Origin of the sequence: Bacillus canaveralius, from assembly GCF_002860125.1 — a bacterium.
In the GTDB taxonomy this organism is placed as follows: Bacteria; Bacillota; Bacilli; order Bacillales; family Cytobacillaceae; genus Bacillus_BJ; species Bacillus_BJ canaveralius.
Map to the genome: position 1 here is coordinate 12567 of NZ_PGVA01000043.1, position 26747 is coordinate 39313.

24 protein-coding genes, 1 pseudogene and 2 other annotated features are annotated in these 26747 nt (G+C 42.8%); of the genes and pseudogenes, 19 read left to right on the forward strand and 6 right to left on the reverse strand.

Features of this window, described 5'->3' with window-relative positions:
* The first annotated feature begins 30 nt into the window (after positions 1-30).
* On the forward strand, positions 31-1290 hold the full coding sequence (locus CU635_RS16550) for a TolB-like translocation protein (RefSeq protein ID WP_101578494.1): 1260 nt from the start codon (positions 31-33) through the stop codon (positions 1288-1290).
* Between the two features lie 166 nt (positions 1291-1456).
* Complete coding sequence (locus tag CU635_RS16555) at positions 1457-2080, forward strand: flavodoxin family protein (RefSeq protein ID WP_101578495.1); 624 nt, start codon at positions 1457-1459, stop codon at positions 2078-2080.
* Positions 2081-2174: 94 nt separating this feature from the next.
* Here the strand turns inward: CU635_RS16555 and cls are convergent, their stop codons facing one another.
* Positions 2175-3653, reverse strand: a complete 1479-nt coding sequence (cls, locus tag CU635_RS16560) for a cardiolipin synthase (protein WP_101578496.1) — start codon at positions 3651-3653, stop codon at positions 2175-2177.
* A gap of 234 nt (positions 3654-3887) precedes the next feature.
* On the opposite strand from cls, the gene CU635_RS16565 reads away from it, so the two are divergent.
* Together CU635_RS16565 and CU635_RS24395 are read left to right on the forward strand one after the other, a co-directional pair.
* On the forward strand, positions 3888-4688 hold the full coding sequence (locus CU635_RS16565; RefSeq protein WP_101578497.1) for a DUF2935 domain-containing protein: 801 nt from the start codon (positions 3888-3890) through the stop codon (positions 4686-4688).
* A gap of 259 nt (positions 4689-4947) precedes the next feature.
* Positions 4948-5004, forward strand: a complete 57-nt coding sequence (locus CU635_RS24395) for a hypothetical protein (RefSeq protein WP_373270903.1) — start codon at positions 4948-4950, stop codon at positions 5002-5004.
* Positions 5005-5278: 274 nt separating this feature from the next.
* Here CU635_RS24395 and bcbE read toward each other — a convergent pair.
* Positions 5279-6520, reverse strand: a pseudogene (gene bcbE / locus CU635_RS16570) (bacillibactin exporter BcbE).
* 302 nt (positions 6521-6822) lie between these two features.
* On the opposite strand from bcbE, the gene CU635_RS16575 reads away from it, so the two are divergent.
* From CU635_RS16575 to trpA, 8 genes are all read left to right on the forward strand, one after another.
* Positions 6823-7476, forward strand: a complete 654-nt coding sequence (locus CU635_RS16575) for an MOSC domain-containing protein (protein ID WP_180955670.1) — start codon at positions 6823-6825, stop codon at positions 7474-7476.
* Positions 7477-7571: 95 nt separating this feature from the next.
* Positions 7572-7819: a binding site (T-box leader), on the forward strand.
* Between the two features lie 35 nt (positions 7820-7854).
* Positions 7855-8152, forward strand: a binding site (T-box leader).
* 71 nt (positions 8153-8223) lie between these two features.
* Entirely contained in the window at positions 8224-9624 is a 1401-nt protein-coding gene (trpE, locus tag CU635_RS16580; RefSeq protein WP_101578499.1) for an anthranilate synthase component I, read from the forward strand.
* Positions 9608-10219, forward strand: a complete 612-nt coding sequence (locus tag CU635_RS16585; protein WP_101578500.1) for an anthranilate synthase component II — start codon at positions 9608-9610, stop codon at positions 10217-10219. The genes trpE and CU635_RS16585 overlap by 17 nt, the downstream gene beginning before the upstream one ends.
* Positions 10191-11216 (forward strand): anthranilate phosphoribosyltransferase, encoded by a 1026-nt coding sequence (gene trpD / locus CU635_RS16590; RefSeq protein ID WP_101578501.1) that lies wholly within the window; start codon positions 10191-10193, stop codon positions 11214-11216. Before CU635_RS16585 ends, trpD begins: the two co-directional genes overlap by 29 nt.
* A gap of 1 nt (position 11217) precedes the next feature.
* Positions 11218-12012: an indole-3-glycerol phosphate synthase TrpC gene (gene trpC / locus CU635_RS16595; RefSeq protein WP_101578502.1), complete on the forward strand. Its 795-nt coding sequence runs from the start codon at positions 11218-11220 to the stop codon at positions 12010-12012.
* The gene (locus tag CU635_RS16600; protein WP_101578503.1) at positions 12009-12623 is read left to right on the forward strand and encodes a phosphoribosylanthranilate isomerase; all 615 of its coding nucleotides are present in this window, start codon (positions 12009-12011) and stop codon (positions 12621-12623) included. Before trpC ends, CU635_RS16600 begins: the two co-directional genes overlap by 4 nt.
* 5 nt (positions 12624-12628) lie before the next feature.
* The gene (gene trpB / locus CU635_RS16605; RefSeq protein WP_101666434.1) at positions 12629-13828 is read left to right on the forward strand and encodes a tryptophan synthase subunit beta; all 1200 of its coding nucleotides are present in this window, start codon (positions 12629-12631) and stop codon (positions 13826-13828) included.
* Positions 13825-14610 carry a tryptophan synthase subunit alpha gene (gene trpA / locus CU635_RS16610; protein WP_101578505.1) on the forward strand — a complete coding sequence of 262 codons (786 nt, stop codon included), beginning with the start codon at positions 13825-13827 and terminating at the stop codon, positions 14608-14610. Before trpB ends, trpA begins: the two co-directional genes overlap by 4 nt.
* Here trpA and CU635_RS16615 read toward each other — a convergent pair whose 3' ends face one another.
* Complete coding sequence (locus CU635_RS16615) at positions 14611-15213, reverse strand: class I SAM-dependent methyltransferase (protein ID WP_101578506.1); 603 nt, start codon at positions 15211-15213, stop codon at positions 14611-14613.
* A gap of 163 nt (positions 15214-15376) precedes the next feature.
* On the opposite strand from CU635_RS16615, the gene CU635_RS16620 reads away from it, so the two are divergent.
* Positions 15377-15979, forward strand: a complete 603-nt coding sequence (locus CU635_RS16620) for a LysE family transporter (RefSeq protein WP_101578507.1) — start codon at positions 15377-15379, stop codon at positions 15977-15979.
* Between the two features lie 33 nt (positions 15980-16012).
* Here CU635_RS16620 and CU635_RS16625 read toward each other — a convergent pair whose 3' ends face one another.
* A complete protein-coding gene (locus CU635_RS16625) occupies positions 16013-16981 on the reverse strand; it encodes a nuclease-related domain-containing protein (protein WP_101578508.1) in 969 nt (322 codons plus the stop codon).
* Between the two features lie 304 nt (positions 16982-17285).
* Between CU635_RS16625 and cdaS the strand changes: the two genes are divergently transcribed.
* A complete protein-coding gene (gene cdaS, locus CU635_RS16630; protein WP_101578509.1) occupies positions 17286-17882 on the forward strand; it encodes a sporulation-specific diadenylate cyclase CdaS in 597 nt (198 codons plus the stop codon).
* A 615-nt stretch (positions 17883-18497) separates the two neighbouring features.
* Here cdaS and CU635_RS23430 read toward each other — a convergent pair.
* On the reverse strand, positions 18498-18635 hold the full coding sequence (locus CU635_RS23430) for a hypothetical protein (RefSeq protein ID WP_180955669.1): 138 nt from the start codon (positions 18633-18635) through the stop codon (positions 18498-18500).
* The gene (locus CU635_RS16635) at positions 18632-18841 is read right to left on the reverse strand and encodes a hypothetical protein (RefSeq protein WP_101578510.1); all 210 of its coding nucleotides are present in this window, start codon (positions 18839-18841) and stop codon (positions 18632-18634) included. The genes CU635_RS23430 and CU635_RS16635 overlap by 4 nt, the downstream gene beginning before the upstream one ends.
* 187 nt (positions 18842-19028) lie before the next feature.
* Between CU635_RS16635 and CU635_RS16640 the strand changes: the two genes are divergently transcribed.
* The 5 genes from CU635_RS16640 (at position 19029) to CU635_RS16660 (ending at position 26693) form a co-directional block, all read left to right on the forward strand.
* Complete coding sequence (locus CU635_RS16640; protein WP_101578511.1) at positions 19029-19349, forward strand: MerR family transcriptional regulator; 321 nt, start codon at positions 19029-19031, stop codon at positions 19347-19349.
* 176 nt (positions 19350-19525) lie between these two features.
* Positions 19526-20581 (forward strand): M42 family metallopeptidase, encoded by a 1056-nt coding sequence (locus CU635_RS16645; RefSeq protein WP_101578512.1) that lies wholly within the window; start codon positions 19526-19528, stop codon positions 20579-20581.
* A 184-nt stretch (positions 20582-20765) separates the two neighbouring features.
* Entirely contained in the window at positions 20766-22493 is a 1728-nt protein-coding gene (locus tag CU635_RS16650; RefSeq protein ID WP_101578513.1) for an ABC transporter ATP-binding protein, read from the forward strand.
* Between the two features lie 297 nt (positions 22494-22790).
* Positions 22791-24506 carry a serine hydrolase domain-containing protein gene (locus CU635_RS16655; RefSeq protein ID WP_245917500.1) on the forward strand — a complete coding sequence of 572 codons (1716 nt, stop codon included), beginning with the start codon at positions 22791-22793 and terminating at the stop codon, positions 24504-24506.
* Between the two features lie 117 nt (positions 24507-24623).
* Positions 24624-26693: a glycoside hydrolase family 3 protein gene (locus CU635_RS16660; RefSeq protein WP_101578549.1), complete on the forward strand. Its 2070-nt coding sequence runs from the start codon at positions 24624-24626 to the stop codon at positions 26691-26693.
* The last annotated feature ends 54 nt before the right edge of the window (positions 26694-26747 follow it).

Sequence of the window (26747 nt, forward strand, 5' to 3'; positions counted from 1 at the left end):
GAAACTGAGTCATAATGGAAGGAGACGAATATGAAAACATTTATTCTTTCACTGACTGTTTTTGCATGGATTATTCACCCTCTTTCTTTTGTCAGGGCAGAGTCAACGAATGAGCTAAAAGCTGCGTTTATCAGAGATAATGACCTCTGGATTAAAATAACCGAACAGGAAACCAAAATTACAAACGGCGAATTTGTAAGATATCCTAAATGGTCTTATGATGGCAGCTATGTTGCTTATTTAAAGGACCAGAAACAAAATGAACCGCTGTATGAAGGCTCACTCTGGATTTATGATCTTAAACTGAATCAGCACTATAAAATAGACTCGAATGTTAGCAATAATTTTCAATGGGCACCAAACAAGAACACGTTAGCATATCAAACCGCGACAAGCTTACATATCGCCGATGCAGCTAAAATAGATAAAATCCACCAGATTGCTTCCCGAATCGAAAATTTTTCATGGCTTCCGGACGGAAGTGGGTTGTTAACCTCTTCTAAAGCCAATAAAAATATTTTTTCGGATATCAGACTGACTAGAATACTGTTCAACAAAAAGATAAATCAACCTGAATCGCACGATTTTTATACAGTAAAGGTGGGACAAGATGATTATTTTATCAGCACGAGCGAATTTAAATGGTCATTTGATGGCGCCTGGATCGCTTTTCAGCTAGTCCCCACTGCATCAATGTCAGCTGATAGCAATACTCTTTGTATAATTTCACGTGATGGACAGCATTTTCAAAAGATTGGTGAAATGTTATCTGACGAAGGATGGTTTCAATGGGCGCCAAATCACAATACGTTAGCTTATATAGAAGGGGTTGGCCGGACAGCGACACTTAATAAACATTTAAATGTCACAGCCATCGACAAAAAGAAAACCATTAATTATACGCCGGGGAAATTTGCTGATCGTGACTTCACATGGGTAAATGGGGATTTGCTTATCGCTTCACGTTCATATGAAAGTGATCTTGTTGATATTGAACAACGGCCAATGCCGAGTCTATACAGAGTAAATATTGACACCGATGAACAAAAAAAGGTTACGACCCCTTTGGAAAAAGAAGGAGACTTTCGTCCTCAATATAACAGGGACAGTGATCAATTAGTCTGGATTAGGACGAATAGAAAAAGGGGAGATGTGTTAACGTCAAACCGCGATGACTTAAATCAGATCAAGTGGATAGAAAATATCAAATTAGGCAGCTGGTATTATGAAAAGTGGAATTGGGATGAAGTTTTTTGCTTATATAAGATTAATGATTTTAAAGAGAACTGAACAATTCATCTCGAAAAACAGCCAACACAGTTAGTTTCAGTTAGGGACAACCAGCAGAAGGCTGACTTACAAACTTCAGCGGCATCTTCCTTAAATCCCCGCTTATTTCGTTTTGTTTTTAAGAAAAAGGTTAAAATGATACAGAGTATCGTGAAGGAGGATGTTTATGCCATTAAAAGCAATTTTTCTGAACTGTACATTAAAGAAAAGCCCTGAAGAATCCAATACGGAAAGCTTAATGCGCGAGGTCGAAAAAATCTTTACAAAGGAACAGGTTCAATCTGAAATGATCAGACTGGCCGATTATAATATCGCATACGGGATTTCAGCTAATGAAGGTATTGATGATGAGTGGCCTGATATTTTTGAAAAAGTAAAAGAGGCTGATATACTGATAATTGGAACACCGATCTGGCTTGGAGAAAAAAGCAGTATTGCGACGCTTGCAATCGAAAGATTATTTGGGGCAAGCAGTATGACAAATGAAAAGGGCCAATCCCTCTACTACAATAAAGTCGGCGGTGTTGTCGTTACCGGGAATGAAGACGGCGCCAAGCATGCTGCGGGGTCGATCCTTTATGGATTGTCGTATATTGGATTTACGCTACCCCCTAATGTTGACACTTACTGGGTCGGGGAAGCGGGTCCAGGCCCTTCATATATTGAAGCAAATGGCTGGGAAAATGACTATACGATGAAGTCGGTAAGTACAACTGGATATAATCTTGTTCATTTTGCCCGTCTGTTAACAGAAAATCCGATTCCTGCAGAAGGAAATTTACTGGAGTGAAAAAGGCACATCCGTTGGGATATGCCTTTTTTGCTCGGATAATCCCGACAGATGATGGCGACCCTGAGACCATTTTAATCTCAGATCTGCTCCTTTATAAAATCGGTGACAGCAGCCTTGACACGGATTCTTTGAAGCGGACCCGTGCAGAGCGGCTTTGATAGCTGGCCAGCGTCAATTCGTTCGAAACGAGTAAGTCTTCTTGAAAAATACTGCTAAGCTTTCTGGAGATTGTTTCATCGTAAAGAAATGCGTTGACCTCAAAATTCAGCTTAAAGCTGCGAACATCAATATTTGCTGTACCAACAGAAGAAATTTGCTCATCAACGACAAGCATTTTTGCATGGATGAAACCTTTTTCATAAATAAAAACGGTTGCCCCTGCTTTTAAAAGTTCCCCAATATATGACAGGGTCGCCCAATAAACGAACATATGGTCAGGCTTATTAGGGATCATGATTTTGACATCGATTCCCGATAAGCAGGCAATCTGTAGTGCATCCAACAGGCTTGCATCCGGGATAAAATAAGGTGTTTGAATAAGAATCGATTTCCTGGCGGAAGAAATCATTTTAATATAGCCGTTTTTAATTTGCTGCCATTCAGAATCAGGACCGCTCGTCACAATCTGCATCCCAACATAGCCCCTGCCAATTTCCTCGGGGAAATACTCTGGCGCGTAAGCGATATCCCGGTTATGAGAAGCCTGGTTCCAGTCAAGAATAAAACGAGTTTGGACAGCGTGAACAGCTGTGCCTTCAATGCGCAAGTGAGTGTCACGCCAATAGCCAAACTTCGGATTCAGGCCTAAATATTCATCGCCGACATTAAAACCGCCAACATAGCCAATTTTCCCGTCAATGATGACCAGTTTGCGGTGGTTACGGTAATTGAGACGCAAATTAATCAAGCGCAGTTTTGAAGGGAAAAATACTTCGACTTCTCCGCCGGCCTGGCGCAATTCTTTCAAAAACGATTTTGTGATCGTCCTTGATCCGAGATCATCATATAAAACCCGGACCTTTACACCATCTTTAGCTTTGACAGTCAGTGCATCGATCAACTTTTTTCCGAGTTCATCCCTTTTGATAATGTAATATTGTAAGTGGATATGATTTTTCGCAGCTGCAATATCCTTAAAAAGGCGCGCAAACTTTTCCTGCCCGTCGGTAAAAACTTCTACGCTATTATCTTCTGTTAAAACAGCATCATTATTTAATAAATGCATATGAATTAAGTCCTTGCTTGTTTCTGTAGCTTTATTACGAAAGTGGAATTGTTCCGTTCTTAACTCATGCAATTGATTCCAGAGCATTTTTTCAATGCCGATCTTTTTTCTGTCATCCCATTGAAAGAGATGGTAGCGGCTTAAGTTTTGGCCGAAGAGCAGGTATAGGATAAATCCAAGCACGGGAATGAAGAAAAGAACGAGCAGCCAGGCCCATGTGGAGCTGGCATCACGGCGTTCCCGAAAAATGACGAAAATAGCAAAAAGGAAATTCAGAATTAGAACAAGAACCAGTAAAATCGATGTTAAATTAAAACCAATGTTTGGATTAAGATTCAAGACCATATCATTTCCCCACAATCACAGCAAAAAATACCTTCTGTAGTTCAATTATAAAAAACATCCTAACAAAAGAATAACACGTTATTGTTCAAAATCTAAAACTTGATGATTGTCAGTTGGCATTTTAAAGAGTTGGAGCCGGGGCTGGACTCGGATCGATTTATAAAATTTTCATTGTCATAAATACATAAGTAAAAAGATAAGTATCAATGTAGGCAGTGAGAAAGGAGAGATAGCGTGGCTTCCACTTTTCAGAGTTCAGCTCGGTTTGAACACAGGTTTTGGCTGCAAGTACTTGGGGATCACAGCCGGTTTATTCACGATTCGCTCGCACCAAGTGAAACAAAGGATGTCGAGGAGGCGGATTCTTTTATCTATCGATTTGACCAACTGCTAGAGAGGGTTAATGCAGGCGATTTAATCGAGCTAAGTAACGTAGCGGATCGCGAAGCGAAACAAATTCGGGAATTCAAGCTTTCGTTACTTGCCAGACATTTGCAAGGCCACATAAAGATGAGCCTATCCCCAACATTTATTAACCATATGGTTAATGAAGTAGAAGAATATATACGAGTTCTCGATTATTTAAAAAATGGGCAGACACCGCCAATATTCCATGAACTGCATCATCATCTCGTTTGGTTTCTGGATGCTGCCGGACACGCAGGTGCCATTAATGACAATCTGGACCAGATTGAAAAACAGCTAAAGGCAAAAAGCATGATGTATGTTAAAGATTTTGAAGCATTTTATCTGAAGGCCGTTGAAATGACCGGCTATTTGCGAACGAACCTTGAATCGTTTCCGGCATTGACTCGTATGAACAAGGAAGTATCGTTGGAAATACAGCTGTTTATGAATTTTCTCAACGAGCTTGAAGAGCTAGAGCTGTCAGCACAGGCGCTGGGAACTTTTGCTCCATTGATGGCAGACCATATGTATCGGGAAGAATGCTATTATTTAACTAAGGTAGCCGAATCGGCTTCATTAGAAAGGCCAGGGTGTGATCCGGGAAAGCCAAGAATTGAAGCTGAATGAACCAGCATCCCGCAGGTAAGCAAGACTTTTCACTTTCAAAAAAATAAATGTGCTAACGGTCAAGCTTTGTTGAATGGGTAATTTTTAAGTTTCCGGGATAGGAGCATAGTCTCAATTTGCAGAAAAACAGAACATCTGTTCTATACATAGGACGAATCTGTGTTATACTATAGAGGCGATAGTTTGTTTCTCAAGGGTGGTCGGCTAGCCCCGTACGAAAGGGGGTGATGCTATGTCGGTTTTTGAAGCGATGATGATGATGTTGTCTTTTGCCAGTTTAATCGTCGCAGTGATTACCTTCAACCAAAAAAAATAGACCTCCCTTGACCGGCAAATTGAGGGAGAGGTCTATTTAAATATGAGATAGGCCGATCCCCTATGGGAACGACTATGGTACGCCGCAGGTGCAGCAACACTTGCGGTCGTTTATATTTTATGCAATCTTCAACTAAAATAATAACATAGAACGCCGAGAATGTCACGATTAATCCGGATTGCAGGAAGCTGAACGTTTTGCAGAGGTCACAGTTGTTATATTTTATATCCGTTTTGATCACGGCCGGGCGCGTCGAGATCTAGACCTTGCTTGTTCACTGTTCTTTATCAGGCTTTATTTCCTTGAAAGCGATTAGAGCTGCAACAAAACTAACCCCACCCAGTAGGTAAAAGATCCAATTATGTGCATGTTCCATCAATATCGCCATGACAGGCGGACCGGCAGCCACCCCGATAAAACGCATCGAGCTATAAATGGAAGTAATTGTGCCCCGTTCTTCTTTTTCGATTCCTTCGGTGATCAGAGCGTCCATACAGGGAAGGGCGACTCCTATTCCAATGCCACTTAGGGAAAACATTCCGATCAAAAATACAAGCTGCTTTGAAAAACTCAACATGCCAATTGATACGGAAAGCAAAAGGATTCCCCCAAATGTAATCCATTTCATCAACACCTTGTTTTCTTTAATTCTTTTCCCGGTCAGATAAGATGACAGACAAAGCGTACCTAATGGCGCTGCCAGAAGCAGGCCTTTTTTTAAATTTGTAATCCCGTATTTTTTTTCGAGAATATCGGAAAGGAAAAACAGTACCGCGAAGAGGACAAACATTAAGATCATTCCAATTGCAAAGATAGCGTAAAGCCATCTTCCATTATCCGTGAATATTTTTTTTACGTTAAAGAAAAATTGTTTAACTGGAACTCCCTTTTCATTTTTGTTCGGCGTTTTAACAAGCAAAAACATTAAGATAATTGATATTGTACAAAAGACCGGGATTGCAAAGAATGGTGCGAACCAAAAAAATCCGGCAAGAAATGCTCCCAAAATCGGGCTTAACACCTTGCCGAGCGTATTGGAAGTTTCGATGACGCCAAGAGTACTGCTGACTTCGTCATCTGTTTTAAACATGTCACCCACGAGAGGGAGGACAATTGGTGCAGCTCCGGCAGCCCCTACTCCTTGCAGCGATCTGCCAATTAATATCAGCCAATAGCCGTCATTCATCTTCCAGGCAGCCCAGCCGGAAATTAGCCCGCCAATTGCTGCAATAATCAGGCTCGGTATAATCACTTTTTTTCTGCCAATATGGTCGGAAAGGTAACCTGCGAGCGGAATAAGAAAAATGGCAACAACTGAATAGACCGTTATAATCATGCTTTATTGAAAAGGGGAAATATTCATTATTTTTTCCATTTCGGGCAATACGGGAATCAGCATTGAGTTGCCGAGAGTCATCACCAATGGGATCGAAGAAATGGATAATATCGCCCATCTTTGTTTATGTAAATCGATGCTTTGCAGTGGGGATGAAAGCTGGTTACGAGATTTTTTCATGATATTCCGCCTTTATATTTGAATAAATTTCAAAAGCATTTCTTTAGTTGAAAAACGAACAATTATTTAAAATTAATACAGTATTATTCGCTTGATACTAAATTCTTCTCGTTTATTTAGACAATTAAATTCGTTTTTCGGTGTAGCTTAATACATTGAGAAATTTACTCATTTACATAAGTTTACTATTTGCATTTTTGTAATAAAAAATTTGTGGAACAGGTGCGATTATAAATAAGCCCAATGAAAAAAAGAAGGAAAAACCGGCTTAAGCGGCGAAAAAGAACATGGGGGTGATAAAGATGCATAACGCTGCACCAATCATATCGCTGTCAGTCGGAGAACCAAAAGACTTCCGATGGCAGGGACGAGAGGAAAAATCGGCAATCTGCAAGAAACCGATTCAAGAGGTGCTGTTAACGAAAGAAGGGTTTATTGGCGATGGAGTCGCGAATCATGAGTTCCACGGCGGCCCCGAGCGCGCAGTTTGTCTTTATCCTTTCGAACATTATTCTCTATGGGAAAAAGAGTTCAAGATCCCGCTCCAGCTGCCTGCGTTTGGGGAGAATATCACGATTGCGGGAATGACAGAAGCGGATGTATACATAGGAAATATTTACAAACTGGGAACTGCAGTTGTCCAAATTTCTCAGGGGCGGGTTCCATGTTCAACAATTTCGAAGCATAATGCCATCGACGAGTTGTTAAAAAGAATAGTTGACACAGGATATACAGGATATTTTTTCCGGGTCCTGGAAGAAGGAATGGTTTTTGAGAATTCACATATGCAATTGGTAGAAGAAAACGAAAAAAAGGTATCGATTTTATTTGCCAATCAGACTCTTTTTCATGACAGGAAAAACAAAGAGGCGATTGAAAAAATCCTTGAGGTTGAAGAGCTGGCATCTGTTTGGCATGAAAAGCTTAAAAGAGAACTGCAAAAGGAGCAGTTGTAAGTTGTGTTTTAAGAAGCGTAAATATTTTTAAAAAATAGAATTTGCTTCTTGACATTTTTTATGATTGTAATTATTATTGAAAACAACAAATCAAACGTACGGCGATGACGAAGATTAGTAACTTTTACGGAAACTGCAGAGAGCTGATGGTTGGTGCAAATCAGTGTCGATGTAAGAGTGAATGGACTTCAGAGCCTCCGAACCGAACTTCTTTACGAAAAGTAGGCTTTGGCGAACAGTCTCATCGTTACAAGAGACAGATATTAAAGCAAATGCTTTGATGTCGCAAAGTGAGCTGAATTTTAGCTAATCAAGGTGGCACCACGGGTCTCTCGTCCTTTTGTTGACGGGAGGCCCTTTTTGTGTTGAAAATTTGATAATAAATCGCTGAGTAAGAAGAGTAAGCTGATCGATCTTCGTTCCAGAGAGCCGGGATTGGTGGAACCCGGTACAAGAAGTCAGCTGAATGGCCTTACGAGAGGTGCCTTGAACGCCAAGTAGGGGTACACGGACTTCCACCGTTAAAAGGATAGGATATCGGCTGAGCTGGAGTATTCCTCTTTAGAAGCGTATTCGTTTCTAAAGTTGTTTCCGAGTTTAGCTTGTATCTGAACGAGGGAGCCATTACGGCTCCGAACTTGAGGTGGCACCACGGTCCAGCATAATCGTCCTCTATATACACGTCCTTCGCGTGTGTATAGGGGACTTTTTTATTTTCAGAAACAGCGTTGAAAGGAGCTTGGGTGGATGAAAAGTTTATTGGAGAATAAGAATCTAATCGTTGAACAACTAGAGGGGGATACCTTCACACCGATTTTAATTTTTCAACGGTTATCAGGACGAAAAAAATTTTTATTGGAGAGTTCGCTTAAATATGAGGCTTCAGGAAGATATTCTTTCATCGGAACAGATCCGGTCTTCGAACTTACCGGCAATGGAGATAGAACAACCATTAAGACTGAGACCGGGCAGGAGCTAAGACATGAAAAGCCGCTTGAAGTATTAAAATCACTGTTGCCGGAAAATGGAGCAGCCGATTTCCCACTGGCGGGCGGGGCTGTTGGTTATGCCGGCTATGATGTCATTCGACAATACGAGAACATCGGCGAAAACTTGCCTGATGAGCTGAGTATTCCCGAGGTTCATTTTATGTTTTATGAAGATGTGATCGTCTTTGACCACCTTGAACAAAAAATCTCAATTGTCGCATCCCCGCTACGAAAAGAAACGACCATTGACGAGTTAAAGGATCGGATAGCGAAAAGGAAAACCGAGTTATTGGCGGGTGGGGAAACAAAGCTTACAAACGACGCAAACCTTTCAGCATTCAAAGCCTCGATCAGCAAAAACGATTTTATCGAAAAGGTTGCAAAAGCAAAAAAGTACATTTCAGAAGGCGATATTTTTCAAGTCGTTCTTTCACAGCGGCTGCAGGCAACATTCACGGGAGATCCTTTCTCATTCTATCGAAAGCTCAGAGTCGGCAATCCTTCCCCCTATATGTACTATCTTGATTTTGGAGATTATGTAGTGGCGGGATCTTCGCCTGAAAGCTTGATTAAAGCTAACGGCAAAAAAGTAACTACAAACCCTATCGCCGGTACAAGGCCGCGTGGTAAAACGGAGCAGGAGGACAGGATGCACGAAAATAGTTTACTTGTGGATGAGAAAGAACTGGCGGAGCATCGCATGCTTGTCGATCTGGGCCGAAACGACTTGGGCAGGATCTGCGAATTTGGCACGGTCCATGTTGATAAATATATGGCGCTTGAAAAATTCAAGCATGTGATGCACTTAGTTTCCGAGGTGACAGGAACGCTTAACGAAAATTATAAACCGATCGACGCATTAATATCATGCCTGCCAGCCGGCACTGTCTCGGGAGCTCCGAAAATCAGGGCGATGGAAATCATTAATGAGCTTGAAGAAGTGAAGAGAGGCGTCTACTCAGGGGCGGTCGGCTATGTCTCCGCCAGCGGCAACCTCGACTTTGCGCTTGCGATCCGGACGATGCTTATTAAAAACGACAAAGCATATATCCAGGCAGGAGCGGGAATTGTATATGATTCTTCCCCGGAAAAAGAGTACGAAGAAACGCTTCACAAACTAAAGGCCTTTTTGGAGGATCAAGATGATATTGCTAATTGATAATTACGATTCATTTACTTATAACCTTTATCAGTATTTCGGTGAACTCGGTGAAACGGTTACGGTTGTCCGCAATGATGAAATCAGCATTGAGCAAATTCAACAACTAAAGCCGGAAGCGATCGTCCTGTCACCAGGTCCGGGCCGTCCCGAGGCAGCCGGCATTTGCATCGAAACGATCACAACTTTTTATAAACAGATTCCGATTCTCGGCATTTGTTTAGGGCATCAAGCGATCGGTTATGCATTCGGGGCAAAAATTGACGTCGCTAAAAAGATTATGCATGGAAAGATTTCACAGTTGACCCATTCGGGTACTTATATATTTCAATATTTGTCACAGCCGATCGAAGCGATGAGATATCATTCACTCGTAATCAGCCGCGGCACCTTGCCAGAAGAATTTCAAATCCTGGCCCGCTCCATGGATGATCAGGAAATCATGGCGGTCAAACACGAAGGGTACCCGTTATTTGGGATGCAATTCCATCCTGAGTCAATTGGCACAGGACTTGGAAAGCAGATACTAAAAAATTTTTTGAGCGAAATAGGGAGGGAGTTTGAAGATGAGAACGTATCTTCAAAGGCTATCTGAACGGGATTCATTAACTGAAGCAGAAATGAAGGAAGCAGCTCTCCAGCTGCTTTCGGATGATATTACAGACAGCGAGATTGCGGCATTTTTAATCAGCTTAAAGACGAAGGGCGAAACCGTCGATGAGATCGTGGGACTCGTCCAGGCACTGAGGGACGCTTCCTTGCCCTTTCAAAAGAAGTTTAACGATGTCCTGGATAACTGCGGTACAGGTGGCGATGGCTCGAAAAGCTTCAACATCAGCACAACTTCAGCATTTGTGATTGCTGGTGCCGGAATTACGGTTGCCAAGCACGGCAACCGGAGTGTCTCCAGTAAAACGGGAAGTGCCGATGTCCTTGAACAGCTTGGTGTAAATCTTGCTTCGTCGGTAGAAGCAACCGAAGAGATGCTTGAAAAAATCGGGATTGCCTTTTTGTTCGCGCCTAATGTCCACCCGAGAATCAAGCAAATTATGAAAGTCCGTAAAGACCTGCGGATCCCGACCGTTTTCAATTTAATCGGTCCGCTCACTAACCCGGTTAATTTGGATTATCAATTGCTTGGAACATACCGCCGTGATTTTTCGGAAATGTTTGCAAATGTGTTAAAAAAATTAGGCAGAAAGCGCGCCGTTGTCGTGAGCGGGGCCGGCCATATGGATGAAGCATCGCTGCAAGGAGAGAACCATTTAGTTATTCTTGATGCCGGTGAAATAAAAAAGCAGGTTCTTCTTCCTGAAGAAGCAGGGCTGTCGCAATATGATAATCAGGAAATCAAGGGCGGGGACTCCAGGGAAAATGCTGAAATTTTACAAGCTGTTCTCAAAGGGAAAACAGGAGCTTACCGCGATACGGTTCTTTTAAATGCCGGGATTGGCATCTATGCCGGCGGAAAAGCAGCATCAATCAAAAAAGGGATTGAGCTTGCTACAGAGAGTATCGACTCTGGCGCTGCCCTTGATAAGCTTGAACAATTAATTGAAAAAACACGTTTTTATCAACAAGAGGTGATTTAAGATGGCGACGATTTTAGACGAAATAATCGCACAAAAACATCGGGAACTCGGCGAAATCAAGCATGCCCTTGAGGAAAAACGCGGACAAGACACCTATCATAAAAGATCGTTCCTCGAAAAGCTGAAGCTGGCAGATGAACTAAGGATCATTGCCGAATTTAAACGCGCTTCACCGTCGAAAGGCGATATTAATATCAAGGCGGACCCGCAGGCACAAGCCCGCGCGTATGTAGAATTCGGGGCAGACGCAATTTCTGTTTTAACGGATAAGAGCTTTTTTAAAGGCTCATTTGCTGACCTTGAGGCGGTGAGGGCAGCGGTGGATAGCCCAATTTTGTGCAAGGATTTTATGATCGACAGCTCACAGATAGAGCTCGCAAAACGGTCCGGGGCCAACATCATTTTGTTAATCGCGGCTGCCCTGGAAAAAGACCAGTTAAAAGAATTATATAATTATAGTATTGCAAACGGCCTTGAAGTGTTAATAGAAGTGCATAATGACAAAGAACTCGATACTGCGTTGGAAACCGGAACAAAGCTGATTGGCGTAAACAACCGGGACTTAAAGACGTTCAAGGTTGATCTCGGAGTAACCGAAACGCTCGCTCCACAAATTTTAAACGCTGGTGCCTTTTTAGTCAGCGAGAGCGGATTGAAAACAAAGGCTGATGCGGAAAGAGCAGTCCGGGCTGGTGCAAATGCAATATTAGTTGGAGAAGCGCTGATGGCTGCCGGTGGGCTGGAAGCACAATTAAAAGGCATGAAAGTACCGATGATCAAGGCGGAGCAGCGATGAAGGTAAAAATATGCGGAATAACGGATAGTATAACGGCTCAAGCCGCAGTAAAGGCTGGTGCCGATGCGATCGGATTTGTTTTTGCTGAAAGCAGCAGAAGGGTGACGCCCGAGCAAGCAGGCGCCATCGCCGCAATCCTGCCTGGTCATGTCCAGAAGGTTGGCGTGTTCGTTAATGAAACGATTGAACAGATTGAAAGAATTGCGAATACGGCCAAGCTCGACCTGATTCAGCTTCACGGAGACGAATCACCGGAATTCTGCAAGGCGATCAGCCTTCCGGTGGTAAAAGCGATAAGTATCAGCACCTCTGAAGATATGAAAGAACTGGTGAGGTATGAAACTGAATACGTGCTTCTTGATAGTCCGAAAGGGAAGTACCGTGGCGGAAACGGCACGAAATTTAATTGGGAGCTTGCCGCCGAGGCGTCAAAAAGTGAAACAAAGGTTATACTTGCCGGGGGACTGAATGCAAACAATGTTGCCGAGGCAATTGGAAAAGTTGATCCCTATATGGTTGATGTCAGCAGTGGCGTTGAAACAGACGGAAAGAAAGATATAAGTAAAATCAACAGATTTATTGCGATTGCAAAACAAGCAGGAGAGGAATGATCATAGTGACATACACATTACCGGATGAGAAGGGTCATTTTGGAAAATACGGCGGAAGATTTGTTCCAGAAACGCTAATGCAAGCTGTCTTGGAGCTTGAACAAGCATATCACAAAGCGATTGCCGATGAATTTTTTCAGAACGAGCTTCGTGATTTGCTTACGGATTATGTCGGACGGGAAACGCCTTTATATTTAGCGAAAAATTTAACGAAACACGCAAACGGTGCAAAAATTTATTTGAAACGTGAAGATTTGAACCATACTGGGGCCCATAAGATCAACAATACAATCGGCCAGGCGCTGCTCGCTGTCCGAATGGGCAAAAAGAAAATTGTTGCAGAAACGGGGGCTGGCCAGCATGGGGTTGCAACGGCAACGGTCTGTGCACTCCTAAATCTTGAGTGCGTCATTTTCATGGGCGAAGAAGATATTCGCCGCCAGGAGCTTAACGTTTTCCGGATGGAACTGCTTGGGGCAAAGGTTATCAGCGTCGCATCGGGGAGCGGAACATTGAAGGACGCTGTAAATGAAGCCCTCCGGTACTGGGTAGCCAATGTAAATGACACGCATTATATTTTAGGCTCTGTGATGGGTCCGCATCCATTTCCGATGATCGTTCGTGATTTTCAAAGCGTGATCGGGAATGAGACAAAAGCCCAATATGTTGAAAAAGAAGGCAAACTGCCAGAAGCCGTTGTCGCCTGTATTGGCGGCGGCAGCAATTCAATGGGGATGTTTTATCCGTTTATAAAGGACGAAAATGTCCGTCTTTACGGCATCGAAGCTGCAGGTGCCGGGCTCGATTCCGGACGCCATGCAGCCTCACTCACAAAGGGAAAGCCGGGTGTTTTGCACGGGGCGATGATGTATCTGCTCCAGGATGATGCCGGGCAAATTCAGGAAGCTCATTCGATTTCGGCGGGATTGGATTATCCGGGAGTAGGCCCTGAGCATAGCTTTTTGCGTGATTCAGGAAGGGTCACATATGAATCAATTACCGACGACGAGGCACTTGATGCGCTGCAGCTGTTGTCGCAGTTGGAAGGTATTATTCCGGCACTCGAAAGCGCTCATGCTGTAGCATACGCTTTAAAGCTCGCGCCAACGATGGCCGCTGACGAAGCGATCGTCATTTGTTTATCAGGCCGGGGAGACAAAGATGTACAAACAGTAAGAGCTGTGCTGGGAGGGAAACAATCATGAGCAACAGATTGGAAAAAGCATTTGCAGCAGTAAACGACCGAAATGAGAAAGCTTTTGTCCCGTATATCATGGCTGGTGACGGGGGACTCGAATCGTTAAAGGAAAAACTGCTATTTCTTGAAAAATGCGGCGCAACCGCCGTCGAACTTGGCATCCCATTCTCCGATCCTGTCGCAGACGGTCCGACGATTCAGCGGGCGGGACTGCGCGCTTTGAAAAAGGGTACAACGCTGCAAGGTGTTTTAGAGGCTTTAGAAACAATTCGAGATGAGGTCTCAATCCCGTATTTAATTATGACCTATATGAACCCAATTCTCGCTTATGGGCTGGATTCATTTATTGAATCAGCAACCAGGGCAGGTATTGATGGCTGTATTATCCCCGATTTGCCTGTTGAAGAGGAAGATTTGATTGCACCAAAATTAGAGGAAGCGGGAATCGAACTGATCCGCCTTGTCACTTTGACAAGTCCGCCTGAACGGATAAAAGAGATTTCCGAGAAAGGAAATGGATTTCTTTACGCCGTCACCGTAACAGGCATTACAGGAGCTCGAAGTGGATTCCAAACAGAAATCGGAGCCTATCTCCAGAAAGTAAAAGAAGCGAGCAACAAGCCTGTGCTGGCGGGATTTGGAATCTCAACGCCTGACCATGTCAGAGAGTTCTCTCAATATTGCGATGGTGTCATTGTCGGCAGCCGAATCATTGATTTGTTTGAGGCTGATGATTTAAAGAGCATTGAACAGTTAATACAAGCAGCGAGAACGGTCGGCACTGCATAATTACGGTTTTTTCAATGCTGTCACACAGACAGTTCGGACCGGGCGAAATTGTTTATAAAAGGCAGTGATTTGTTGAAAGCCGGCTTTTTCAAGGTCGGCTTTAATTTTTTTACCTAATTTGGCTGCTGTCCCGTTGTTAGCGTCTTCTTCGCGGGGCTGGACGGTAAAAGCAATTTTTCCGCCGGGGGCAAGCATCGCGAGTACATTTTTAAGAGATTGGGACGGTTCTTCCCAGAGCGGATAGTTATTAACAGAAAAGATCTTATCATAATAATCTGCGGGCGCCTCGAATTCAGCAATATCGCCAGTGTAGAGCTGGACTTTGCCTGACTTTATCCCTTCTTCATTCACTTTCTCCGCTTCCGTTTTCATCTTGTTTGATACGTCGATTCCATCGATTTTGACCTGCTCATACTTTTCCATGATATGTTTTATCGCATAGCCAGGACCATAGCCGATTTCGAGAATGCGATCGCCTCGCTTAATGTCCAAATGGTTGATTGTCCATTTGTTGATTTTTCGATTTTCAAAAAACATGATTTTCCCGGCTATTTTTCCTAATAACCCTTTTGGCTTTTCAAATTGATTAACAAACCCCGACATTTTACCACCTCAATACGATATTATTACTCCTTTTTTAGTTGATTTTAAACCTGTTTTTACAAAAAATGTTGAATGGATTATTTAAACTTTTTACGTAAATTTGTTGTACGAGCCTGTGCCTCCGAATAAAAATGAAAGACAAGAAAAAAAGGAGGATGGCTTGATGACTGTTTTCTTCAGTTATATACTTTTAGGGCTATCGCTTGCGGCACCAATCGGACCGGTCAACGCAGCCCAATTAGATAGAGGAATAAAAAGTGGATTTCTGCATGCATGGCTTGTCGGGGTCGGAGCGGTTGTTGCAGATGGAATATACATGCTTGCTGTCTATATCGGCGTAGTCCATTTCCTGGAGACACCTTTTATGAAAACGTTTCTCTGGCTGTTTGGCTGCTTCGTCCTCACATATACCGGTATCGAGAGCCTCATCAATTCTCGAAAACCAATCGCAAACCGGACAAGATTCAACGAATCGTACTCGAAATCGTTCCTATCCGGTTTTTTAATGTCGATCTCAAATCCATTGACGATTTTATTTTGGCTTGGCATTTACGGATCCGTACTCGCTAAAACCGCAGCCTCCTACGGCCACAGCCAGCTGATTATGTATAGTTCTGCGATCTTCATCGGCCTGTTGATATGGGATGTAACGATGGCGGCCGTCGCAAGCAGCATGAAAAGATACCTGGATCACCGCATTCTAATGGCGATCTCGGTCTTATCCGGCTTATCAATGATCGGCTTCGGGATTTATTTTGGCTGTTAGGCGTATAAGGTGCTGACAGGGTAGGGATTATTATTAATCTTTAAAAGGTAAACGGTAAACCCTCGCTTTATTCATGCCTTCATATGTTCCGTTCAAAGACTTGAGTAACCGGTTTGTAAGAGAAGGGCTGGAAATTTGCAAAAAATCTCGCAATTCGCTATTTGTAATTGTAGACCCTATTAAGAGGCAGTAATCCTTTAGGGATGAAAGGTGAGCGTTTCTATCTTTGAGGCTACATGCAGGGCAATACCAGGTTCCGTAGATTCGAAATATTGGAAGATAGTAACAATTTGTGCAATGAACGCCTTTGATTAATTCATCTTTTGTCATTTGGTAGCGGTTCAAGATGGATTGATCAAGGGGAGTATGCTGCTTTTCGAGCTGACGAATTATTTTTTTAAGCTCTTTTTCCGAAATTTTTGATTCGTGATAAAGATTTTCAAGTTGCTTAATTTTCTGAGGGAGAAAATCACGGTGTACAATTTTTTGTTGAGGATTTATATTTTCTGGTGTGGTGCGAATAAAGCTGTATGGGTTACTAACAACGACTAAAGAAGCAATCGGAATGTCTGGTAAACGGTGATTTTCCAGCCATTTTTTGAGCTGAGACTCCTGCCGGAAGATTTGGATTAATGGATCCGGGAAGACTTCTTCTTTTTCATCCACTTTTCGGATAAGCTGATGGAACACCTGATCAAAAACTAGTGTACCAGTTATATTTTTTACCTCCAGGATCAACAAAAAGGTATGAGTTAAAACTAATGTGTCGATTTGGAAGTAATGCTGCTGGTCATGAAGTCGAAGATCATGCAAAATGAAGTAGTTCTCTTCTGGAAGGAAACTCAGTGGGAAATCAATTGAAGTCTCGCCTTTAAATCCAGCAAGACTTTTAGACAAATTTTCTTTAATAATTGGAATTTTAGTGTGATCAGGTGGCGTCCGCCGCTGTAAGGCTTCCAACTTTTGAACAATCAGTGGAATTTCACGTTTTCTTATGATCATTTCATCAATCCTCCTGTTAGTGGCTTTGAATTATCATCAACTTTGTCTACTTAATCGTCAACTTTAGAAATATATCATCAACTTGACCCCTTTATCATCAACTTTCAAGTATATCATCAACTTTGTCTGATTAATCCTCAACTTTAGAAATATATCATCGACTTCACCCCCTTTATCGTCAACATTTCAAATATATCGTCAACTTCACAGCAAACTTTTGAAATGCGATCGTATTAATAGCGAGTTTAATTCTAAACAGGGAGGAAAATATAATGGGTATTAGGCAATGAAAGGATGACGGTAAATGGATGCAGAAGCGCTGAAATTCAGGGTAAATGTCGCACGGTATTTGAGTGAAATTCACAGCAGTGTGTCGGAAATTGAAAATTCGATTGATGAATTGGATTGTTGCATTCTCTCTAATTTTGAAAAATTAGCCTCGCTTGTGGCGGATGTACAAACAATTTCATCTTCGTATTACTTAAAGTCATATTTAGAACCATATACGCATGAATTCTCTGATATTGCACAGGCGGTGGACACGCTTTCTGCTAAAAGGCATGGAGCGCTTATTATCGTTGAGCGGAGCAACCCGATTGAAGCGTTAATAAATAACGGAATCCAAATAAACGCAAAGGTCAGCCAGCAGCTGCTTGAAGCAATCTTTTATCCGGGCAATCCACTTCATGACGGGGGAACGGTAATACTTCAAGACCGTATTCTTTCAGCGGGGAACATTCTCCCAATATCAAATAAGCCTGCAAAGAGAAAAATCGGGACGAGGCATCGCGCTGCTATCGGGATTACTGAGCACACAGACGCGCTTGCCCTCATTGTTTCAGAGGAAACGGGACGGATTTCGTTTGCTTACGGGGGCGATCTATATGTCGTCAAAACTTGAGGAGCCGCCAATCTCGTATAAAAATTGGACTTTCCCCGTTTTAGATTGTGGAAAAGGAATTCATCCTTCGAGTAAATTCACAAAGTAATAAGCTAAACCGAAAAACAAATGAAGTTGTCTGCAATAAACAAGAGTATCCCGTGGAAAACGAATCATGCTGTCTTAATTTTAAATAATTGTTCTACTTTCAATTTAAAAATTGCTTTATGAAATTCATTCATTCACCTGTTGTTTTTTAAATATTTATCAAGCAGATGATCAATCTGTTTCGAAAGCTGAATAAATTTTGGACTGACCGGACCTTCTATTTCCATCATTCGGGTTTGTCTAACCCTGAGTTTAAATAGTTTGCGAAACAACCGCTGTTTATGAGCGTCCATCACGATCAACCTCTCTTAATGGGACTGGCAAAAATAGAATGCCATAAATCGTTTCTTGATGCAGTGACATTTGCCATACCCTATTCAAAAGGAATTTGTTAAATTGGTTAACAAAAAATAGAAAGATATGACCGTGCGATCAGCACGGTATTCGCATTAATGTCAAAATTTTAATAATGAGAAAAAAGAACGGACGCACTGTCCGTTCTTTAGTAAGCCATTCATTATAAAATTATCAGCTATTTTGTGCTATTCGTAAAAGCTCAAATGCATGTTCCCCGGCTTTTTCCGATAAGCTTTCCCAATATTCATCCCGAAGCAAGTCAAGTTCAATAATTTTCTTCACAATCTCGAGCGTTTCCTTCTGGTTCATCTCCGATCATCCTCTTCTTTATTTATGATGCTGCCCCGATTAGTCATTTTTTTATTGTTTATTTGGAGCCTTTTGCATTCCGTTTTCAGCTCAGTAAATGTCCATTTTTGATATTCCTTATCGGAGTTCCTCAACACACCCGCGTTCATTAGGATGCTAATAAATTCTCTCCGTTTCTTTTCAACCGCCTCACGTAAAAATGGCATTTGACCATACCCCCTTTACTTACGTTTTTCTTATTTTAATAAAAAATGTTTTGTTCAACATCATTTGCGTAAGATAATCTAACACTAATTTTAAATCTATGTTAGATTATCTTACATAAAGGTAAATTTTCTTATAGGAAAAATGTAAAATTATTATAAATGTTATAGAAGAGGATGTGAAAAGCGAATGGAGGATGAATCTTATAAAGAAAGAAAAGTGATCACGATTGGTGTTGTCAGTGAGCTGACGGGACTTACTGAACGACAAATCCGCTATTATGAAGACCGCAAGCTCATCTTTCCAGAAAGATCGGCGCGCGGGAACCGAAAATATTCATTCGCTGACGTGGAACGATTAATTGATATCGCCAATAAACGAGAAGATGGAGTTACCACGAAGGAGATCAAGCAGGAAATGGAAAGCAAAAGCAGAAAAGAGGATCGAAAAATTAGAAAGCAAATGCTCCGCGGCCAAATCAATGCGAGATTCGGAGTTCAAAAGGATTAATGACAATCATATCAAAAATAATCTTGAACCAAGAAAAAAATTCAATAGCGAATTACCCAAAGAAGCATTGCAACAATTCCAGTCTTTTTGTGTTGATTTCTGAAAATTCATAACCTATAATACTTTACGTAACAACATTTCGAGTATAGAAATAATTTTCTTTGGGGGAAGATTGAATGCTTAAGCTTTTAAAAACATTAACATCATTATCCGGGCCCTGCGGATATGAACATTCTGTTTCTTATTTTCTACAAGATTACTTAAAAGATAAAACAGACGAAGTTTTCATTGATCCAATCGGCAATGTTATCGCCAGGAAAAAAGGTGATAAACCGGGGCCGGTTCTATTGTTAACTGCACACATGGACGAAATCGGTTTTATTGTAAAAAAGATTGAAGCGAATGGTTTACTGCGCTTTGAAAAACTGGGTGGCCATGATGACCGGATCCTGCTTGCCCAGCCTGTCCGAATTATGGGAGAGAAAGGTGAACTGTCCGGTGTGATTGGCACGATGTCAGCCCATTATGTAAAATTTGATGATCCCGCTAAAGTCAGAAAACACAGCAGCCTTTATATTGATATTGGGGCATCTTCAAAACAGGAAGCGGAGGAGATGGGCGTCGAAGTCGGAACACCGATTACATGGGGAACGGAATTCCAAGTTTTCGGCCCGGAATCACGGCCGCTGGTCCGTTCAAAAGCTCTTGATGATCGGGCAGGGTGTGCAGTATTGGTAAAGGTGTTAGAAGAGCTGCAAGAGGTTTCTTTTGCCGGCGAACTTATTTTTTTGTTTGCAGTACAGGAAGAGGTTGGTTTGCGGGGAGCCAAAACAGCAGCCGAGCATTTATTTGCAGATGCTGCACTTGCCGTTGATACGACTGCGGTCAACGACACTCCGGAAGAAACGATGGACCAGTCACTCTCTCTTGGAGCGGGAACCGGGATTAAAGTAATGGATTTCAGCTTAATTGTACATAAGACGGTGAAGAATTTGCTTGTTAAGCTAGCAAAGGAGCAAGGGATTCCTTACCAGCTCGAAGTTTTTCCCGGGATTGGAACAGATGGCGGTGCAATCACCTATTCCAACAAAGGAATTCCAACCGGTGTCCTTTCCATTCCTTCACGGTACGCCCATTCTCCTGTAGAAGTGGTTGATATACGTGATATCGAAGCAACAACAGAACTTGTTAAAGCCTTCATATTGGAAGAGGGAAAAAACTTTGCTTTTTAATGCTGTGTGGGCGAAAATCGATGATTTATTATTGTTAGGATTCTCATCATTAAGAGCAGCCAATCCGTGTTGGCTGCTTTTTGCTGAATTAATAGATTAACATATGGGTAGAATCCTTGAAAAAAATTCCTGACAGCCCTATAATCCTAGTATGTTTGCAACTGTGAAAAGGAGAATAACCCAAATGATTAAGCGGTTTTTTACATATTATATCCCGCATCGAAAACTTTTCGTGATTGATTTTAGCAGTGCTGTGGTCGTGGCCGTGCTAGAGCTTGCATTTCCACTTGCTGTGCAATGGTTTGTAGACTCGCTGCTTCCGACTGGAAATTGGTCAGCGATTGTTTCTGTCAGTGCTGGATTGCTGGCACTTTATATTGTGAGCACGGGCTTGCAATTTATCGTCAACTATTGGGGCCATAAGCTCGGCATTAATATTGAAACCGATATGCGGCAGCAGCTGTTTCAGCATGTCCAGCGCCAATCATTCAAGTTTTTCGATAATACCAAAACTGGCCATATTATGAGCAGGATTACAAACGACCTATTTGATATCGGTGAGCTTGCCCACCATGGACCGGAGGATTTGTTTATTGCCGTGATGACATTTTTCGGCGCTTTCTGGATCATGCTTACCATTAATGTGAAGCTCGCTCTCGCAACAATACTCATCGTCCCATTCCTGATTTTGCTGATTGTTGTCAGCAATCTGAGCATGAACAAAGCATGGAAGCGAATGTTCGGTGATATTGCGGACGTTAATGCACGAGTGGAGGACAGTGTCTCAGGCGTCCGGGTTGTGCAATCGTTTACGAATGAAAAATTTGAAATCAACCGTTTTGCAAAAAACAACAAAAAATTCCGCAAGGCAAAGCTTGGTGCATATAAAATTATGTCTTTCAGTTCTTCCGGAATCTATATGATGACGCGTTTCATCACCCTGGTTGTTCTCGTATACGGTTCCTGGTTAAGTTTCAGCGGAGATCTTTCTTATGGTCAGCTCGTCGGGTTTGTTCTATATGTGAACGTGTTACTTAAGCCGATTGATAAAATAAGTGCTTTAATGGAGCTATATCCAAAAGGGATGGCTGGTTTTAAACGATTTACCGAGTTGCTCGACATGGAACCTGATGTTAAAGATACGGAGGATGCAATTGAAGTTTCTTCTTTGCATGGCCATATTGATTTTAAAAACGTATCTTTCAGCTATGATGAAAATAAACCTGTACTTAAGCAAATTGATCTTCATATCGTGGCAGGGGAGACGATTGCATTTGTCGGTCCGTCAGGCGCGGGAAAAACAACGATCTGTTCTCTGATTCCGAGATTTTATGACGTTGATGAAGGGTATATTTCGATCGATGGAATCGATATTCGTGATATGACAAAACGATCACTCAGATCACAAATCGGGATTGTCCAGCAGGATGTCTTCCTTTTTACAGGAACATTAAGAGAGAATATCGCCTATGGGATGTTGGATGCCAGCGAAGAGGAGATAATCGAAGCAGCAAAACGCGCCCACCTCGAAAGCTTTATTCAATCATTGCCTGATGGTTATGAAACCCAAATTGGCGAACGCGGCCTGAAGCTTTCCGGCGGACAAAAGCAGCGGATTGCGATTGCCAGGATGTTTTTAAAAAACCCGCCAATTCTGATTTTGGATGAAGCAACCTCTGCCCTTGACACTGAAACAGAACAGATCATCCAAACGGCTCTAACAGAGCTTGCCGTAAATCGGACTACACTTGTGATCGCACACCGGCTCGCTACAATCAAGAATGCCGACAAAATTGTCGTCGTAACAGAAGATGGGATTGCCGAAGAGGGGAGCCATCAACAACTGATTGAGCAAAACGGAATTTTTGCGAATTTGCACCGTGTCCAGTACGCAAAAACTTCAACAAGTTAAATATGCAAATACGTGATGAAAAAGCCGGAGTAGTTTTCCGGCTTTTTCAATTGTCTAATTGTTCGTTTTTCAATTAAAGAAGTGTTCTGTGAAATTTATTAAACTAACTTTTCAAAAACAGGTAAAAAATCCTAAGTAATTGGATATATAAAAAACTGATTTTTCAGACATTCCGGGTCTAATGCGGTATAGACATCTATACAGAAAAACAATTAATCTGAAATTAGATTTGCAAGCCTTTTCACTTCGGAAATTTGGTTAACAATATTAAAGAGCTGAAGCTCAAAAGGAGGAAGTATGAAAAACAAAGATTTCATGTTTGCGATAGCAGCTGTGATGTGCACTGCTATGCTAATTCCTGCCAGCAGTCCCGCTTTAGCAGACGAAATAACAGGTCATTTTTTTAAGACGTACGAAAATGAAATCGAGAAAAAGCCATTTAAGCAAAAGAAGCATTCAAAGTTCGCATGGGATCATCCGGGAAAGTCATATCCTGTATTGTTGCCCGGCTCTCCAAGAGCAGCCGGAATGGTCCAGGAACCTCTTGACCAAATAGACGCTATCATCAACAAAAAGATTTCTGAGCGGGCAATGCCTGGTGCCGTAGCTTTTGTTGCCAGAAGAGGACATATCGTTAAGCATGAGGCATATGGACACGCGCTCCGTTATGAAGATGATAAATTCACGGAAGTGGACGAACCAATTCAAATGAAGACGGATACGATTTTTGATCTCGCCTCAATCAGCAAAATTTTTACGACAACCGCCGCTATGAAACTGTATGAACAAGGCCTTTTCGGATTGGACGATCCTGTTGCAGACTATCTTCCCGAGTTCGCGCAAAATGGGAAGGAATCTGTTACGATCAGACAGCTGATGACCCACACCTCCGGATTCACGGCGTGGATTCCGCTTTATACCAAGGGGAACAGCCGGGAAGACCGAATTCAAACCGTCTTAAAACACCCATTAAAAAACGCACCGGGGAGCACCTATACATACAGCGACTTGAACATGATCACACTTGGTGCCCTTATTGAACGTTTATCCGGACAGCGGTTGGATGCTTTCGTTGCAGAGCATATTACCGGACCGCTTGGAATGAGGGATACGATGTACAATCCGCCAGCCGCGCTTAAAGACAGAATTGCTGCAACTGAATATCAGGCTACACCGGCGCGCGGCGTTGTTTGGGGAGAGGTTCATGATGAGAATGCCTGGTCATTGGGCGGGGTTGCCGGGCATGCCGGAGTGTTCTCAACCGCTCGTGACCTTGGTAAATTCGCGCATATGTTTATGAATGAAGGCAGCTATGGCAATAAAAGAATTTTAAAGGCGGAAACCGTGCGCTTGCTTGCCGAAAACCAAATCCCGCAATTTCCGGGAAATGACCATGGGCTTGGCTGGGAGATCGGCCAGGGATGGTTTATGGACGCGTTATCGGAAGGAACTACGCTTGGACATACGGGCTATACGGGGACATCAATCGTGATTAACCAGAATAATGACACAATTGCGATCCTCCTTACCAACCGGGTTCATCCGACAAGAAATACAGTTTCTACTAATGGCACTAGACGAGAGTTTGCGAGACAAGTAGCCGATGCAATTCCAGTAGATATTCGTGGGGGAAATGGAGCTTGGTTTTCCGGATATGGGGATCGTTTGGATCGGACTTTAACAGCACGGGTTAATATTGAAAAAGCTGCAACTCTGTCTTTTAACACATGGTACCGGATTGAAACCGGGTTTGACTTCGGTTATGTTGAAGTTTCTGAAGACGGGGAAGTGTGGACACAACTGGGCGAACCTACCACAGGAAGCAGTGTTGACTGGCAGAAAGTTAACCTTGATGTTCCGGGAAATACAAATTTTATCAGGTTCCGTTACAAAACAGACGCGTCAACGAATGGAAGAGGCTGGTATATTAATAACGTCAAAATTAAGGAAGCTCGCAGTAAAACAATTAAGCCTGCATTAACTGGTGCAGGATGGCAGGAGAGAGATTATTAAAGCCCGGCTTAATAGTAAATCTAAAGCCGTTTCTTGATTAGTTAAAAAAAACGGAGGGGACCTGACTTGGTACAAACGCGGAGAAATCGAATCATCACCTTTATCGTTTTAACGTTAATGCTTTCACAGCTATGGGTAGGCATTCCTGCGCAATCAGCGGCAGCAAAGGAGCAAGAAACGGATCTGATTATTTTTGAAAATGTACCGGAAGCAGATGCTGAAATCGTTGGCAACAGTTTTCAGCTCGAGGCACTTCATGTGTATGAAGACGGTCATTTCATGACTGTGTCAGAAGGATTAAAATGGAGATCTTCGAACAAACATGTCGCGACCATCGATGAAAAGGGACTCGTCACATTAACAGGCAAAAAGGGGCGGACCTTTATCATTGCCAGTGACGGAAAACAAGTGGACAGCATTGCCATCGACTATAAAACCAATCGAAACGGACGCGCTCGGGAAGGTGGAAAAGACGATTGGCAGCCATTACTCATAAAACAAAAAGGGAAGAAGTATGACGTGATCTCGCGTGCAATTAAGAAAATGACACTAGAAGAAAAAGTCGGGCAAATGCTTATGCCAGATTTCAGAACCTGGAAGGGCGCAAATGTAACCGAAATGCTTCCTGAAATTGAGCAGCTCGTTAAGCAATATCATTTAGGCGGTGTGATCTTATTCAGGGAAAATGTCGTCACAACCGAACAAACCGCGAAACTTGTTTCCCAATATGCGGAAGCTTCTGAGAAATACGGTCTGTTGATGACGATTGACCAGGAAGGCGGAATTGTAACAAGGCTTCAATCAGGGACTGATATGCCTGGCAATATGGCAATCGGCGCGACGGGATCACCTGAAATTGCCGGGAAAGTCGGCAAGGCAATCGGGGAAGAATTAGCAGCTCTTGGAATTAACATGAATTTTGCACCGGTTTTGGACATTAATAACAATCCGGATAACCCGGTAATTGGTGTTCGCTCGTTTGGTGAACACCCTGAGCTTGTTGCCGAATTGGGGGTAGCGTATACGAAAGGACTTCAGGCAGCAGGTGTTGCAGCAACAGCCAAGCACTTTCCTGGCCATGGCGACACCGCTGTAGACTCCCATCTCGGACTGCCGGAGGTCCCGCATGATAAAGCCCGCCTTATGGAGGTAGAGCTCTATCCATTCCAAAAGGCAATGGAAGCGGGAATCGACTCTGTCATGACCGCGCATGTGACGTTCCCGAAGATTGACGATACAAAAGTAACGTCTAAATTGACGGGAGAACAGATCGCTTTGCCGGCAACACTGTCTTATAAGGTACTGACAGAATTGATGAGGGAAGAAATGGACTATGAAGGTGTCATCACAACCGATGCGATGAACATGAAAGCGATCGCTGACCATTTTGGACCAGTTGATGCGGCCATTCGTGCTGTCAAAGCCGGGACGGATATCGTCTTGATGCCCGTCGGCTTGGCAGAGGTTGCAAACGGCCTGTTAGGCGCTGTAAGAAACGGAGAAATATCTGAAAAAAGAATTGAAGAATCGGTTGAGCGAATCTTAACGTTAAAAGTCAAGCGGGGCATCATTAAGGCAGAGATCCCTGTCCCGATCGAAGAAAAGGTTGCCGAAGCCCTTGAAGTTGTTGGATCAGCCGAACATAAACAGGTCGAAAAAGAAGCAGCTGAACGTTCGATTACACTTTTGAAAAATGATCAAGTTTTACCTTTGAACACAAATAGCGGTGAACACATTGTCGTCGTTGGAAGCACCTACATCACCGACCTTGGCAATGCGATAAAAGCCTATCATGACAATACAACAGTACTTGCCTTATCTTCCGCCTACAAGCTTACTCCAGAGCAGCTCGAGCTTGTGAAAAATGCAAAAGCCGTTATTGTCGGAACCCATACAAGCAACGTGTCTGGAAGATCTCCGGGCAGTGCACAAATGAAGATGGTCAATCAAGTAATTGAAACAGCAGCGGGCCCTGTCATCGGTCTCGGAATCCGCAATCCTTATGATGTGATGGCCTATCCAAACACAGATGCCTATTTAGCGCAGTATGGCTTTCGATCGGCCAGCTTCAAAGCAGCAGCAGGCGCTATTTTTGGAGAATTCAGCCCGTCAGGAAAGCTTCCTGTTACGATCCCGGGAGTAGATGGTGGAGTCCTTTACGGGTATGGACACGGTTTAACGTATTAGTTTACCTGGTAGTGAGGCAGGGATAAGTGAATCTTTTTCCTGCTGCCTCTCACT